This window comes from Flavobacterium sp. CR10, assembly GCF_055814415.1.
In genome coordinates this window covers 2205415-2221890 of the sequence record NZ_CP185985.1, presented here as the reverse complement: position 1 = coordinate 2221890, position 16476 = coordinate 2205415, and the positions used below count along the sequence as shown (strand labels likewise).

At 34.8% G+C, this 16476-nt stretch carries 13 protein-coding genes; 11 read left to right on the top strand and 2 right to left on the bottom strand.

Annotated features, from left to right (window positions below):
* Positions 1 to 8: 8 nt before the first annotated feature.
* From ACNRYB_RS09960 to ACNRYB_RS09940, 5 genes are all read left to right on the top strand, one after another.
* A complete protein-coding gene (locus ACNRYB_RS09960; protein ID WP_473729958.1) occupies positions 9 to 560 on the top strand; it encodes a K(+)-transporting ATPase subunit C in 552 nt (183 codons plus the stop codon).
* Between the two features lie 390 nt (positions 561 to 950).
* Positions 951 to 2027, top strand: coding sequence for a porin (locus tag ACNRYB_RS09955; protein WP_129746234.1), 1077 nt, complete (start codon positions 951 to 953; stop codon positions 2025 to 2027).
* 157 nt (positions 2028 to 2184) lie between these two features.
* Positions 2185 to 3312: a sensor protein KdpD gene (locus tag ACNRYB_RS09950; protein WP_073418160.1), complete on the top strand. Its 1128-nt coding sequence runs from the start codon at positions 2185 to 2187 to the stop codon at positions 3310 to 3312.
* A 243-nt stretch (positions 3313 to 3555) separates the two neighbouring features.
* Positions 3556 to 5271: a sensor histidine kinase gene (locus tag ACNRYB_RS09945; protein ID WP_473729957.1), complete on the top strand. Its 1716-nt coding sequence runs from the start codon at positions 3556 to 3558 to the stop codon at positions 5269 to 5271.
* 175 nt (positions 5272 to 5446) lie between these two features.
* Positions 5447 to 6208: a phosphatase PAP2 family protein gene (locus ACNRYB_RS09940; RefSeq protein WP_129746239.1), complete on the top strand. Its 762-nt coding sequence runs from the start codon at positions 5447 to 5449 to the stop codon at positions 6206 to 6208.
* Positions 6209 to 6301: 93 nt separating this feature from the next.
* Here the strand turns inward: ACNRYB_RS09940 and ACNRYB_RS09935 are convergent, their stop codons facing one another.
* Positions 6302 to 7075 carry an XRE family transcriptional regulator gene (locus tag ACNRYB_RS09935; protein WP_008466879.1) on the bottom strand — a complete coding sequence of 258 codons (774 nt, stop codon included), beginning with the start codon at positions 7073 to 7075 and terminating at the stop codon, positions 6302 to 6304.
* An 89-nt stretch (positions 7076 to 7164) separates the two neighbouring features.
* On the opposite strand from ACNRYB_RS09935, the gene dinB reads away from it, so the two are divergent.
* The 6 genes from dinB (at position 7165) to ACNRYB_RS09905 (ending at position 14740) form a co-directional block, all read left to right on the top strand.
* A complete protein-coding gene (gene dinB / locus ACNRYB_RS09930) occupies positions 7165 to 8346 on the top strand; it encodes a DNA polymerase IV (protein ID WP_473729956.1) in 1182 nt (393 codons plus the stop codon).
* On the top strand, positions 8346 to 11396 hold the full coding sequence (locus tag ACNRYB_RS09925; protein WP_473729955.1) for a DNA polymerase III subunit alpha: 3051 nt from the start codon (positions 8346 to 8348) through the stop codon (positions 11394 to 11396). Before dinB ends, ACNRYB_RS09925 begins: the two co-directional genes overlap by 1 nt.
* A 117-nt stretch (positions 11397 to 11513) precedes the next feature.
* Positions 11514 to 12893: an exonuclease domain-containing protein gene (locus tag ACNRYB_RS09920; protein WP_129746242.1), complete on the top strand. Its 1380-nt coding sequence runs from the start codon at positions 11514 to 11516 to the stop codon at positions 12891 to 12893.
* Positions 12894 to 12933: 40 nt separating this feature from the next.
* Positions 12934 to 13560, top strand: coding sequence for an alpha-ketoglutarate-dependent dioxygenase AlkB family protein (locus tag ACNRYB_RS09915; protein ID WP_129746243.1), 627 nt, complete (start codon positions 12934 to 12936; stop codon positions 13558 to 13560).
* Positions 13561 to 13717: 157 nt separating this feature from the next.
* The gene (locus ACNRYB_RS09910; RefSeq protein WP_129746244.1) at positions 13718 to 14179 is read left to right on the top strand and encodes a DUF1810 domain-containing protein; all 462 of its coding nucleotides are present in this window, start codon (positions 13718 to 13720) and stop codon (positions 14177 to 14179) included.
* Positions 14180 to 14335: 156 nt separating this feature from the next.
* Entirely contained in the window at positions 14336 to 14740 is a 405-nt protein-coding gene (locus tag ACNRYB_RS09905; RefSeq protein WP_129746245.1) for an MFS transporter, read from the top strand.
* Positions 14741 to 14813: 73 nt separating this feature from the next.
* Here ACNRYB_RS09905 and ACNRYB_RS09900 read toward each other — a convergent pair whose 3' ends face one another.
* Positions 14814 to 16223, bottom strand: coding sequence for an APC family permease (locus tag ACNRYB_RS09900; protein WP_473729954.1), 1410 nt, complete (start codon positions 16221 to 16223; stop codon positions 14814 to 14816).
* Positions 16224 to 16476 lie beyond the last annotated feature (253 nt).

The following is a 16476-nucleotide window of genomic DNA, read 5'->3' as shown; positions in this document are numbered from 1 at the left end:
TAAAAAAAATGAAAACTATATTTTCACTCATAAAACTTACTGCCGTTACTTTAATCTTATTTGCAGTTATTTATCCTCTTGCGATTTACGGAATCGCACAAATTGCTCCAAACCAAGGAAAAGGAGAAACTATTTCGGTTAACGGAAAAGTTGTTGGCTATCAAAAAATTGGACAAAAGTTCGATAAATCTAATTATTTCTGGGGAAGACCTTCGGCTGTAGATTACAACGCTGCAGGAAGTGCTGGAAGCAACAAAGGGCCAAGCAATGCTGAATATTTGGCTTTGGTTCAAAAAAGAATTGATACGCTTTTATTGGTTCATCCTTATTTGAAAAAATCTGATATTCCAGCTGATATGGTTACGGCCTCAGGAAGTGGTTTAGATCCAAATATTTCTCCGCAAGGCGCTTTGATTCAAGTGAAACGTATTGCTAAAGAAAGAAATTTGGCTGAAGCAAAAGTAAAAGCTTTGGTAGAATCTAAAATTAACTCGGCTGTTGTTGGTCCTGAAACTGTGAATGTTTTGGAATTGAATGTGGCGCTGGATCAGCTTCGCTAAAGCTCTAAGTTGCTAAGGTTCTAAGATACTGAGATTCTAAGTTTTTTTTCCTAACAGGTTTCCGAAACCTGTTAGGTATGAATCGGCATCAACTATTATCGTAAAGTAATCGTGTAGTTTGTCATCCCGAGGAACGAGGGATCTCTGCAAGTAGCTCAACAAAGATTGGCGAATTTCTATACGGAGTTTCTTGTGGAGATTTCTCCTCCGTCGAAATGACAAACTAGATGGAAAAAAACGAAAACGAAAACGCCTTTTTACCCCAAATGTCCTAGCCCCGATAGTAGTGGAAATCCTTTTGCTTTTTTCTTTAAAAAGCAAAAGATTGAAACGGATAGCGGGATTAGCTCCTAAAAAAATCTACTAAATAAATAATTGAATACCCAAAAAATGAAAAAAATAATACTTACTGCTTTAATCGCTTTTGGTTTTAGCAATTTACATGCACAAGAAGAATCTAAAAGTCCGTTTACGTTTTCTGGATATGTAGACGTTTATTATAGTTATGATTTCGGGAAACCGGAGAATCATACAAAACCGGGCTTTTTTTATAATTATAACCGAAGCAATGAAGTGAACCTGAATTTAGGTTTGGCAAAAGTGAATTATTCGAAGGGAAATGTCCGAGCAAATTTGGCGCTGATGGCGGGAACTTATGCACAATATAATATGTCGGCTGAACAGGATTTACTGCAGAATGTTTATGAAGCGAATGTTGGCGTGAAGATTTCGCAAAAACATGATTTATGGATTGATGCCGGAATAATGCCTTCGCATATTGGTTTTGAAAGCGCGATTGGAAAAGATTGCGCCAATTTAACCCGAAGCATTCTGGCAGAGAATTCTCCTTATTATGAAACTGGAGTAAAAATTGGTTATACTTCTGATTCTGGAAAATGGTATTTGGCAGCCATGTATTTGAACGGTTGGCAGCGAATTCAGAAAATTGAAGGAAACCAAACGCCTGCTTTTGGAACGCAGGTTACATACAAACCTTCGGACAGAGTGATTTTGAATTGGAGTACGTATATTGGAAATGAACAGCCCGATATTGATAAAAAGTGGCGTTACTTCAATAATTTTTATGGACAATTTAAAGTAGCAGAAAAAGTGAATTTGACAACTGGTTTTGATATTGGTTCTCAGCAATCGGCTAAAGGAAGCGAAAAATATGATGTTTGGTTCTCTCCTGTTTTGATTCTGCAATACAAACCGACTGATAAAATTCAGCTTGCAGCACGTGGAGAATATTACAGTGATGAAAAAGGTGTAATTATCGCAACTGAAACTCCAAACGGATTTAAAACTTACGGATTTTCAGCTAACTTTGATTACTTAGTTACTGATAATGTTATGTTTAGAATTGAAGCCAGAAATCTATCTAGCAAAGATGAAATTTTTACCAAAAATAATCAGCCAACAGATACAAATACCTTTGTGACAACTTCTTTGGCAATTAGTTTCTAGGAAAATTTTCTTGCCACAGATTACGCAGATTAAAAGGATTTTTCTTTGTGCTAATTTATTCGCCACGAATTCACGAATTAATTCAAATAAAAATTCGTGAATTCGTGGCTAAAAAAAATAAAAACTTTGTGACTTAGCGCCTTCGTGGCAAAAAAACATGAAAGAAGAAAACGAAAATAACGCACAGCATTTTCTGGACTTGATTCAGAAATCACGGAAAGGGAAATTTAAAATCTACATTGGAATGAGTGCCGGTGTGGGCAAAACTTTTCGTATGCTTCAGGAAGCGCATTCGTTATTGAAAAACGGAATCGATGTCAAAATCGGCTACATCGAAACGCATATGCGGAAGGAAACACATGAGTTATTGGCGGGTTTGCCAATTATCCCGAGGCGGACTATTTTTTATAAAGGAAAAGAACTCGAAGAACTCGACGTTCAAGCAATCATCAACCTTAGACCAGAAGTGGTTATTGTTGATGAATTGGCGCATACAAACGTTGAAGGAAGCAAAAACGAAAAACGCTGGCAGGATGTTTTGGAGATTTTAGACGCTGGAATTAATGTGATTTCAGCTGTGAATATTCAGCATATTGAAAGTTTAAACGAAGATGTAAAACGAATCACAAATATTGATGTTCAGGAGCGAATTCCTGATAATGTTCTGCGTCTGGCAGATGAAGTCGTAAATATCGATCTGACTTCAGAAGATTTAATTGCGCGTTTAAAAGAAGGAAAAATTTATACGTCAGATAAAATTCCGACTGCTTTGGCTAATTTTTTTAAATCGGAACAGATTCTGCAATTGCGTGAATTGGCATTGAAAGAAGTGGCTAGTCAGGTGGTTCGTAAAGTAGAAAGCGAAGTCCCGAATTTGCACGCTTTACGGCATGAAAAATTGTTGGCTTGCATTAGCAGTAATGAAAAAACTGCTAAAATCATTATTAGAAAAGCCGCTCGATTGGCAAGTTATTACAACGGCTCTTGGTATGTTTTGTATGTAGAAACTCCTAAAGAAAGTAGTACAAGAATTGCACTTGATAAACAAAGACATTTAATTAATAACTTTAAACTCGCTGTACAATTGGGCGCAGAGGTTATTAAATTGGAAAATTCAAATATTACAAATGCTATTTTGACAACGGTAGAAGAAAAACAAATTACAACTGTGTGCATCGGAAAACCGCATTTTAATTTGTTTAAAGTAATTTTGTCTACAACAATTTTCAGACGTTTGCTAAACAAATTGTCTTTATCAAATGTAGATCTTGTTATTCTGTCGTGAAAAATTTTTAAACCATATAAGTTATATCAGTTCATTTAAACGAGGCTGCTTAATTTAACCGCAAAGGACGCAAAGTTTTGTGCAAAGCACACAAAGATTAAATTAAAAAACTTTGCGTCCTTGCGACTTTGCGAGCAAAAAATCTAGCGAACTTTGCGAAACCTTTGCGCCCTTTGCGGTTCAAAAAACTAACATTTTCTTATATAACTTATATGGTTCAAAAAAAACTAAATGTTTTATAAAATGAGAATTAAAACCAAATTGAATCTGGGTGTTGGATTGTTATTTTTAATGATCATCATTCTCTCGTTAGTGAGTGCTTATTCTGTTTTTTTGATTAAGCAGGACACTGAAAATATTTTGAAATCCAATTACAATACGCTGGAATATTCCAGAAATATGATTTTGGCTTTGGACGAAATGAAATCCGGTTCAAAAGAAACGATTCAGAGTTTTGAGGAGAATCTCGAAAAGCAGACCCAAAATATTACGGAACCAGGCGAAAAACAAGCTACCGAAAAGCTTAAAGCCAGTTTTGCCCTTTTAGACAAAAACAACTCCAACGAAACTGTAAAAACACAGATTCGTCAGAATATTTTTGCGATTATGAAGCTGAATCTGGATGCCATAAAACAGAAAAGTGACATTGCTAAACATTCGGCTGAAACGGCTAATTTATCGATTGCCATTGTAGGGAGTTTATGCTTTCTGATTGCTTTTAATTTATTGGTTAATCTTCCGAATAATATTGCCAATCCGATTAAAGAATTAACACTGAGCATTAAGGAAATTGCCAATAAAAATTATTCCGAACGTGTTCATTTTACAAGTCATAGCGAATTTGGAGATCTTGCAAAATCTTTCAATACAATGGCGCAAAAGCTTGAAGAATATCATGACAGCAATGTTTATAAACTTCTATTTGAAAAAAAGCGACTGGAAACCTTGATTAATAATATGAACGATCCTATTATTGGTTTGGATAATGAAGGAATTGTTTTGTTTGTGAATGATGAAGCACTGAAAATTATTGGTCTAAAATCGGAAGATATTATTGGAAAACCAGCATCTGAATTGGCAATTTCTAATGATTTGATTCGTTCTTTGATTCTGAAAGAAAGTGAAACTCCGAAAAAACAACCTCTCAAAATTTTTGCTCACGGAAAAGAAAGTTATTTCGAAAAAGAAATTCATAATATCACGATAACGCCAACGGGCGAAGAAAAAGAAATTAATATTGGCGATGTCATTATTCTTCGAAATATTACGCTTTTTAAAGAACTGGATTTTGCTAAAACTAATTTTATTGCCACCGTTTCGCACGAATTAAAAACGCCGATTGCTTCTATAAAACTAAGTCTTCAATTGCTTGAAAATGGAAAAACGGGCGATATGAACGACGATCAGAAACAATTGGTTGAAAGCATAAAAGAAGATAGTCAGCGATTGTTGAAAATTACAGGCGAATTGCTCAATTTATCGCAATTGGAAACGGGAAATATTCAGTTGAATATTGGGAAAAGCAATCCACATGAAATTGTAAAATATGCTGTAGAAGCTGTAAAAGTTCAAGCAGATCAAAAACAGATTCAGTTAGTTGTTGATGCCGATGAAAATCTCAAAAACGTAAAAGCCGATGCCGAAAAAACAGGCTGGGTTTTAATTAACTATTTATCAAATGCCATTAGATATTCATCTGAAAAAAGTACGATTCTTATTAAACTAAAAGAAGAGAATAATCAAATGGTTTTTCAGGTTATAGATACTGGAAAAGGAATTGATGCAAGATACAAAGACAAGGTTTTTGATAAATATTTTCAAGTTCCAGGCAGTCAGAAATCTGGAACTGGATTGGGGTTAGCGATTAGCAAAGAGTTTATTGAAGCACAAAACGGAAGTGTTGGGGTTGAGAGTAATTTAGGATTGGGAAGTACATTTTGGTTTTCTTTGAAAGTATAAAAAAAAATAAAACAATTCTTATGTTTTTTCTTTAAAATATAATATTTTTATTATTGAGTTTAATATTAAATGGCACAAACGGCATCTATTAATTAATATTCACTTAAGGTTCAATTAAGTTCAAAATACCAGACTTAAACATTCGTTACTATTGCAAAACATAACACCAAAAACAATGTTCCGCAAAACGATTTCCCTCGTATTCCTGTTCGTATTATTTTCTGCTAATGCGCAGCAAAATGATTCCATTGCAAAAATTGACAGCACGTCAAATAATTTGAAATTCAATTACAAACAGCTAATTATTCCATCAGTTTTGATTGGGTACGGCGTAATTGGAATTGGAAATGATCAACTTTTAAGCTTCAATCGCCAGATAAGAGCAGAAGTTAAAGAAGACATTGACGAAAAAATTACAATTGATGACTTCTCTCAATACGCACCTGCAGCATCTGTTTATGCTTTGAATGCTTTTGGCGTAGAAGGGAAAAATAATATGCGTGATCGTTCGGTCATATTTGCAACTTCGTATATTATTATGGCAACGACTGTTTTGAGCTTAAAATCTATTGTACATGAAGAAAGGCCTGATGGAAGTTCAAACAACTCCTTCCCTTCTGGACATACTGCAACTGCTTTTGCTGGAGCCGAATTTTTATATCAAGAATATAAAGACAAATCGATTTGGTACGGAATTGCAGGTTATGCCGTTGCAACAGGAACCGGACTTTTTAGAATTTACAACAATCGCCATTGGTTGACTGATGTTGCGGCTGGAGCGGGAATTGGAATTTTGAGTACCAAAATCGCTTATTGGATCAATCCTTATATCACTAAAAAATTATTCAAGTCAGATTCTGAAAACAAATCAACCTCTATGATTATGCCTTTTTATAATGGACAGCAATATGGATTGGGTTTTGCGAAAGTTTTTTAGTTTTTTTTGCCACAAAGGCACTAAGACACAAAGTTTATTTATCTTTTTTTGAATAGCTTTGTGTCTTAGTGCCTTCGTGGCAAAAACTCTTTTTTATGTATTAGAAGTATTATTCTTAATCTCTCGAACTTCTCTTTTCAATTCTAAAAGCAAATCTTTCATTGCACCCGTTTCTGTCGTTTCTTGTTTTTTATCCGAACGGCCAATGTTACATTCGTATTCCCAAATTTCCAAAATTTCAGAAGCTTTCACTTCATAATTTGGATAAAAACTGTTATCAGATTCTAAAACCAAACTATTCTTTTTGTTTTTATTGAGACGTTTATATACTATTCCTTCATTCTTAGTAATCAAAATATAGGTTTTGCCATCCATAACCTCTCCCAGCTTTTCTACGTAACGGCCAATAATAATGGAACCATCTTCGTGTGGAGGCATTGAATCGCCTTCAACTGGAAATCCGCGGTGTTTTCCAGGGCCTAAAAACGGAAGTGTAATCTGCTGTAAACTTTCGATATATTCTGGATCAGCATATCCGTTGAGGTAACCGGCTTTTGCTTTTTGAGATACAATTTCGATATAATTTTCTCCAAAACTATCCACTTGAATTGGCAAAATAAGTCGATTGCCTTCTAGTTTTATCAAATTTTGCACATCAATTTTACGTATATCGACAGATAATATCAAGTCAATACTCATATGAAAATATAATGCAATTTTCTTTAAAATGTCATACGGCGCTTCCGAAGTTCCATCTTCGTATTTCACGTATCTTCCTCTTGTAATGCTAAGGTTTTCAGCTAATTTTTCTTGTGATATTTTATGCTTAACCCTTAATGCTCTGATGTTGTCTGAAAATAAGGACATAATTAATTTGTTATAATTTGGAACAGCAAATATACTAAAAATGTTCTAATCTGTGCTAATTTTGTTTCATACAAAAACAAAAGGAAAAAATGGCACGGGCAATTGTACATATGGATTTGGATACCTTTTTTGTATCCTGTGAAAGACGCACCAACTCAGAACTCAACGGAATTCCGCTTATTATTGGCGGAGGCGACCGAGGCGTTGTGGCATCTTGTTCGTATGAAGCTCGCAAATTTGGAGTCCGTTCTGCCATGCCGATTCGTATGGCATTAAAACTTTGTCCAGACGCAAAAGTGATGAAAGGCGACATGGAATTATATTCGCAATTGTCTCATGATGTTACCGAAATTCTTCAGGAAAAAGCGCCTGTTTTAGAAAAAGCCAGTGTCGACGAATTTTATTTGGATATTACTGGAATGGATCGCTTTCACGGAAGTTATAAATGGACAAACGAACTGGCACAAAAAGTAATTAAAGAAACTGGACTTCCTATTAGCTTTTCATTGTCTATTAATAAAACAGTTTCTAAAATTGCTACTGGGGAAGGCAAACCAAAAGGAAATCTTGAAATTCCGGAACATAAAGTGCAAACATTTTTAAATCCGCTTTCAATTCAAAAAATACCAATGGTGGGAGCTGTGACTTTTCAGCTTTTATCTCGAATTGGCGTTCGTAAAATTCAGACTTTAGCCGAAATGCCTGTTGAGGTTTTACAGCAAATGATAGGTAAAAATGGTATAGAACTTTGGAAAAAAGCTAACGGAATTGATCATACGCCTGTAGAGCCTTACAGCGAAAGAAAATCCATTTCGACAGAACATACTTTCTCTCAAGACACAATTGATCTTACAAAACTCAGAAGAATATTATTAGGAATGGTCGAAAAACTGGCTTTTCAGCTTCGTGCAGAACAATGGCTGACTTCAACTGTTACGGTTAAAATTCGTTATGCCAATTTTGATACCGAAACTAAACAATGTAGAGTGGCTTATACCTCTGCCGATCATGTTCTGACTAAAAATGTAATAGAACTTTTTGAGAAAGTTTACCAGCGCCGCATGCGTCTTCGTTTGATTGGCGTTCGCTTTAGCGGATTGGTTCGCGGAACGTATCAAATTGATCTTTTTGAAGATACTCAAGAAATGCTTGCGCTTTATGCCGCTATGGATAAAATGAAAAACCGTTACGGTTTTGATGCCGTAATGCGCTGTGCTGGAGCCCATTTCAAACCGAATACTAAAGACGAAATCTTAAAACGTATCAAATAATGTATCTTAATTGCCATTCATATCATTCATTGCGTTACGGCACGATTCCGCTTAAGGAATTGATTGACGAAGCTGTTTCGTGCGGTATAAAAGCAATGGCATTAACAGATATTAACACTGTTACCGGAATTTACGATTTTATAAAAGCTTGTCAGGAAAAAGAAATTAAACCTTTGGTGGGAATGGAATTTCGATGCAATCATGAATTCCGATATATTGGTCTGGCGCAAAATGCTGAAGGTTTAGCCGAAATGAATCGTTTTTTAACAGAATATAATTTTAGTGGAGAAAGTTTGCCTTTGCGCGTTCAATTCAAATCGGCTTTTGTTATATATACTTTAGAAAATGCTCCTGAAAAGCTTTTTGAAAATGAATTTATCGGAGTTCGTCCTGAAGAAATTTCGGGTCTTCTGACTTCAAAACATAAAAATAAAATCTCCAAAATGGTGATTTTGCAGCCTGTAACTTTTAGAACTAAAAAAGAATACAATCTGCATAAAGTTCTTCGTGCTATTGATACGAATATTATTTTATCAAAACTTACAGAAGCTGATTATTGTAAAGTTTCTGATGTGATGAAACCTGTAGAATCTATTCTGCCATTCTATGAAAAATATCCTGAAATCATTTTGAATACACAGCGTATCATTGACGATTGTAATTTTCAATATGACTTTTCGGCTAAAAGAAATAAAAAGTTCTATACTCAAAACCGTCAGCAAGATTTAGAAAAATTGACCGAATTGGCTTGGGAAGGATTTGAAAAACGGTACGGAAACGAAAATATTGAAGCAAAAGCTCGTGTGGAAAAAGAATTGAAAGTAATTGACGAATTAGAATTCAGCGGTTATTTTTTAATTACTTGGGATATTATTCAATATAGTAATAGCCAAGGTTTTATGCACATTGGTCGCGGAAGTGGTGCCAACAGTATTATTGCTTATTGTTTGGGAATTACAGATATCTGCCCTATCGAATTAGATTTATATTTTGAACGTTTTCTAAACTTAAACCGAAAAACGCCACCAGATTTTGATATCGACTGGAGCTGGCAGGAACGCAATGTAATTTTAGAATACATCTTCGAGAAATATGGTAAAGATCATGTTGCTTTCTGCGGTACGAATGTCGAATTCAAATACCGTTCTATTTTTAGAGAAGTCGGAAAAGTTTTTGGCCTTCCGAAAGAAGAATTAGATCTTCTGGCAAAAAATCCAGAAGAACTTCATCCAACCAATAAAATAGTAAGACTGGTTCAGGAATACGGACAAATGATGGGTAAATATCCTAATCAGCGAAGCATGCATGCGTGTGGAATTCTAATTTCTGAAGAACCGATTACCAATTATACTCCTCTCGAAATGCCTCCAAAAGGTTTTCCAATTGTACTTTTTGATATGCATATTGCCGAAGAAATCGGTTTTGATAAATTCGATATTCTAAGTCAACGTGGTATCGGACATATTGATGACAGTGTAAAACTGATTGAAAAAAATCGGGGTATAAAAGTTAACATTCGTGACACTTCGATTTCTAAAGACGAAGCTGTTTGCAATTCATATTTAGCAAAAGGAGATACAATTGGCTGTTTTTATATTGAAAGTCCCGCTATGCGCGGTTTACTGCGTCGTTTAAATTGTGACAATTATAAAATTCTCGTCGCAGCATCGTCTATCATTCGTCCCGGCGTTGCACAATCGGGAATGATGAAAGAATATATTTTTCGTCATAATAATCCAAATCAGTTTGAATATTTTCATGAGGTTTTCAAAGAACATCTTGGTGAAACGTACGGCATTATGGTGTATCAGGAAGATGTAATTAAAATCGCCCAGCATTATGGCGGACTTCCCGCTCCTGACGGTGATATTTTGCGACGTGCCATGTCTGGAAAAGGAAGATCTTTGGAAGCCTTACAGAAAGTAAAAGATAATTTCTTTGCCAGTTGTGCTCAAAAAGGTCATCCATTAGCATTAAGTCAGGAAATTTATCGTCAGATTGAATCTTTTGCGGGTTATTCTTTCTGTAAAGCACACTCGGCTTCTTATGCTGTTGAAAGTTATCAAAGTTTGTATTTGAAAGTTAATTATCCTGTTGAATTTATGACAGCCGTAATCAACAATCAAGGCGGATTTTATAGAACCGAAGTTTATGTGCACGAAGCGAGAATGTCTGGCGGAACAATTCATAATCCGTGTGTTAATAAAAGCGAATATCAGACTACTTTGTACGGCACTGATATTTACCTTGGTTTTATGCACATTCAAAGTCTGGAATCCAAAATTGCACATTTAATCGAATCGGAAAGAGGAAAAAATGGCGAATATCTTTCTTTGGAAGATTTCATAAATCGGATTCCAATAGGAATTGAAGGCGTTAAAGTTCTGATTTTCATTGGTGCATTTCGTTTTACAGGAAAAACAAAAAATCAGCTTTTGATAAGCGCCAGTTTGCTTTTAAACAATTTTAAACCCGAAAATAGAAATCTAAAACTTTTACAAGAGCCTGTCAAAGAATACAAACTTCCAACATTGGAACGCTCTGTTTTTGAAGATGCTTTTGACGAAATCGAATTGTTGAGTTTTCCTGTTTCCTGTACCGTTTTTGATCTTTTACAGACCAAATATCGTGGCAATATAATGGCTAAAGATTTAGTGAAATACCATAAAAGACAAGTAAAAATGCTAGCTTATTTAATTTCTAGAAAACATGTGCCAACAAAAAAGGGATCTATGTATTTTGGAACTTGGATCGATTATGAAGGAACTTATTTTGATACAGCACATTTTCCTGATAGTCTGGCAGAATACCCTTTTCAGGGCGGCGGCTGTTATCTATTATTAGGAAATGTTGAAGTCGATTATCATTTTCCAACTATTACAATAACCAAAATGGCCAAAATGCCTTTTATTCCAGATCCCCGTTATATGGATTCGAAAGACCAATATAAAACACAGAATCAAATTAAAGAAGATATAAGCCTTACGCACAGAAAGCCTTATCCGCAAGGACATGAAATTAATCTGCCAAGGCATCGAATGAAATTTTAAATGAGTATCCCAATTTAACACATAGAGAGATAATTTTTAGCTTGTAGAGACGCCATTTTAACTTTAACCTATGTGTTAAATTTTAAATAACTAAAGAACAACTTACGTTATATAAAGATGAAAAATACGGAATATGCTATAGTCGATATTGAAACCACAGGCGGAAATGCCAGTGGCAGCCGCATTACAGAAATTGCGATCATTATTCATGATGGCAAAAATGTGCTGGATCGTTACGAAACACTTGTAAATCCTCAACAGGACATTCCTCCTTCTATTTTTGGATTGACAGGTATTAATAACGAAATGGTTGCCAATGCACCAATCTTTGATGATATTTCAGAAAAAGTATTAGAAATGCTTACTGACCGTATTTTCGTTGCTCACAATGTTAACTTCGATTACTCATTCGTTCATCATCAGCTGGAACAGGCAGGTTTTAAGTGGTCTGCTAAAAAACTTTGTACCGTTCGTGCAGCCAGAAAAATCAAACCTGGATTGGGTTCTTACAGTTTAGGAAATCTTTGCAATTCTTTAAATATCAATTTAGAAAACCGACACCGCGCGGGCGGAGATGCAGATGCTACTGCCTTATTGTTTTCTCTTTTATTAGAATGGGATGATGCTGGAGAAATAGAAAAAATGATCAAGAAAACAGCACAAGATCAGCGCTTGCCTCCTAACCTTCCGCCAGATGATTTTAATAATCTGCCAGATAAACCAGGCGTGTATTATTTTTATAATCAGGCAAAAAAAGTGATTTATGTTGGAAAGGCAATTAATTTAAAAAAACGAGTAACATCACATTTTACAGGAAACAACATCAATCCGCAAAGACAGCATTTTTTAAGGGATATTCACGGAATCTCTTTTGAAGTCTGCGCTACCGAATTAATGGCACTTCTTTTAGAATGTACCGAAATCAAAAAACTCTGGCCAACTTATAATAGAGCTTTAAAGCGTTTTGAAGCTAAATTTGGCATTTATCAATACGAAGCGCGAAATGGCTATAAATATCTTGCCATTGGAAAAGTGAGTAAATTTCAGGTTTGCATTCATGAATTTAGCAGTTTGCATGAAGGCATTAATTTGCTTCGAAGTCTAGCTGAACGTTTTGGAATTGATCATCGCTTCTGTAAATATTCAAGATCTGAAGAAGGAGAATTTTTCTACAATAATAATGTGCAAAGTCTGCCTGATGTCATAATGCATAATGCACAAGTCGATAACGCCATTGATTATCTGTTAAACAACAGGCCTACTTTTGCCATTATTGACAAAGGAAAATCAAAAGAAGAACGCAGCTGCATTTGGATTGAAAATGGGCATTTTTATGGTATGGGATATCTTCCTTCAGATGTTTCGATTCACGAGCCTTTGGATGTAAAAAACTATGTTACACCTTACAAAAGCAACCAATATATAGAGCAATTGATTTTTTCTTATGCAGAAAAGCATCCTAGAAAAGTATTCTTTAAAAAACATTTCTTGGTCTAAAATCAAATTAGAGAAAAATAGAGCTGTAAAAATCAAAATTATGACACTATTTAGCGACACCGAATTATTTACCACTGGACACGGAGGTAAAAAAATATTTGATCTTCCAGATTGCGAATTAATTCTGATTGAAAATTTCTTCAGCAAAGAAGAATCAGATTCTTTTTATGAAAGGATACTTCGCAAGACCAAATGGAGAGAATATGAAATGGAAATTTATGATAAAACCTATACTGTTCCTAGAATGATTGCCTGGTATGAAGATAAAGATAATGCAGGAGCTGATCCAAACGGACCAGATTGGACGTATGAATTGTTAAAGATAAGAAGTCGTGTAGAGAAAGAAACACAGCTTGATTTTAACAGTCTTCTGTTAAATTTATACCGAAACGGAAAAGATGGCGTTGGCTGGCACAGCGACCGAGAAGACAAGTGCGGTAAAGATCCAGTTATAGCATCTGTCACTTTTGGAGAAACCCGAATGTTCAAACTTCGCCACAAATTCAGAAAGGATATTCCGCTAGTAGAAATTCCGCTTCATCATGGTTCTTTCTTACTAATGGCAGGAACTACGAATAGCTTTTGGCAGCATCATGTACCCAAAACAGCACGCAAAGTTTTGCCCAGAATAAATTTAACATTTAGGCAAACGCAACGTAATACGTAATGCATTCAGAACTAAAAACTAGCTGATTTATTAGCTCAATCTCTACGAGGAAAATTCTGTCGAAAAAAGTTAAAATACTGATTGTATGAATGTTTTATTAGGCTGAACCTTCCTTTTTTACTATTTTTGCAACCTTTTAAAAAAATATAATACCGTAATGGCTTATTCAAACAACGATTTAGCGCGCTTCTTAGATGCGCAGAACAAACTTTATCTTACTGCTCTTTCTGAAATCGGAAAAGGGAAAAAAGAGACGCATTGGATGTGGTTTATTTTTCCTCAAATTAAAGGATTGGGTAAAAGTGATACTGCAAATCTTTATGCCATTAACGATTTAAAAGAAGCTACACATTATTTGGAACATCCTATTTTAGGAAAACATTTAATTGAAATTTCAGAATTGCTATTAACCTTTAAAATGAAATCTGCTGATGGGATTTTTGGCGATTTAGATGCCCGAAAATTGCGTTCTTGCATGACTTTATTCTCTTTGGTAGAAAATGCAAATCCGATATTTCAAGAAATTCTGGATGCTTTCTTTTCTGGAGAAACCGATCCGCTTACTTTGTCTATTATTAATTCAACTATAAAATCTGTTGATGAACCGGTAGAAATATAACCCGAGTTTACAGCGATTATTTACATTTAAAAGACACTAATTATAGTGTCTTTTTTTTGTTTGCATCCATACCTTAATGAAAATCAAGCACCTAAATTATTTATTTGAAAATAATAGCGTTAACTTGCATAATCAACCTCAAATCTAAACCAAATTATGACAGAAAAAATCAAGACTTTACAAATCATCCATCTTGGCATTTGCGCTGGGACGATTATCGCATATTTCATTATAGGAAATATTTCTTTAGAAACACTAAATATTCCTGCTATTGATTCAAATTCAATACTATATCTTATTATTCCTGTTCTTGCCTTTGTTTTGAGCAGCATCTTATTCAAAGCACAATTAAAACAGATTGATCCGAAATTAAAACTTGAAGACAAACTGCCTATTTATCAAACTGCTTCCATTATGCGATGGGCAGTTCTTGAAGGCGCCGCTTTCTTGATATTATTCATTAAACCCGAATTTATTATATTCGGAATCCTTCTCATTGTTTATCTTCTTTTTCTAAGACCTACCGAAGAAAGAATTACTAATGATTTATCTAATTCTTAAAACCTATAAAGCATAAAAAAAAGCATCTTGAAAAATCAAGATGCTTTTTTTATTTCAATTAAAATTAAAAACATTATTCGCTTGGTTTTGTTAAATAGTAAACTGGGATTCCGGTTAACATAATTAATACTCCCCAGCCGCAGGTTGAAAATTTTGTAATTAATAGCGAAATACAAATCGCCGAGGCTACAACAATATATAGCATTGGTAAAAATGGGTATCCGAATGCTTTATACGGTCTTTCTGCATCTGGCATTTTCTTTCTAAGAATAAAAATGCCGTAGATTGTCAGAATGTAAAAAATCAATACGATGATAATTACAAAATCCAGCAAATCACCATATTTTCCTGTCAAGCACAAAGCCGAAGCCCAAATACATTGCGCCCAAAGTGCCCAAGCTGGAACGCTCGAACTGTTTAAAACAGCTGCTTTTTTGAAAAACAAACCGTCTTTTGCCATTGTATAATATACTCTTGCTCCCGCCATAATTAATCCGTTGTTACACGCAAAAGTCGAAATCATAATCATAATTGCGATAATCAGCGCTCCGATATTTCCAAAAATATAATCTGAGGCCACAACTGCAACACGGTCAAATTTTGCTGTTGCAATTTCATCAAACGGAACTACAGCCAAATACATAAGATTTGTCACTACATAAAGAGAAGTTACTATGAAAGTTCCTAGAAACAAACTAAGACCAACATTTCGTTTCGGATTTTTAATTTCTCCCGCAATAAAAGTCACACCATTCCAAGCATCACTAGAAAATAATGATCCAACCATTGCTGCTGAAATTCCAGAAATCAAAGCAGTTCCGCTAATTGGCAACCATGATCCGCTTTCTTTATTAAATGTTTTTGTACTCCATCCGTTTACCCAGTTTGCATCCCAAATTGAAGCTTTCGCGGCAAGCGTTAGTCCAAAAACAACTAATCCTAGCAGCGATAAAATTTTAATTATTGTTAAAACGGTTTGCAGAATTTTTCCGTTTTTCACTCCACGGCTATTAATGAAAGTTAAAATGATGATGGTTAAAATTGAAACTAGCTGAGCTGCATTCAGTTTAAAAGCACCCAGTTCGTAAAGAATATTTTCATCGCTTAACGGCTCATACAAGTAAGCTGCAAATTTTGAAAAAGCCACTCCTACTGCTGCAATGGTTCCAGTTTGAATAACTGCAAAAAAACTCCATCCGTACAAAAACGCAATCAGTTTATTATAAGCTTCTTTTAGGTAAACATATTGTCCTCCTGCTTTCGGAAACATCGCGCTCAATTCGCCATAGCTAACCGCAGCGACAACGGTAATAAATCCAGACAAAAGCCAGATTAAGGTAAGCCATCCTGCCGAGCCTACTTGTCTGGCGATATCGGCGCTTACGATAAATATCCCGGATCCGATCATAGAGCCAACCACAAGCATGGTTCCGTCTAAGAGTCCGAGTTCTCTTTTAAAATGTTCTTGGTCGTTTTCTTGCATTTTTATTGGTTTAGGTTGGCTAAAGATATACTTTTTTCTGAAATCTTAATATTAACTGATTAATTTAAAAGAAAAGAAAAAAAACATACCACTTACGGTTTTACGTAATGTTGTAATATTTAATTTACATATTTTTGAGTAAAACAGAAAAATGCATTAACAAAATATTCAGCAATCATAATATAGAATATTTTGTCAATATTAAATATCAGAAATTTAACCTAACGTTTCAATAGTAATTTCAGGTACTTCG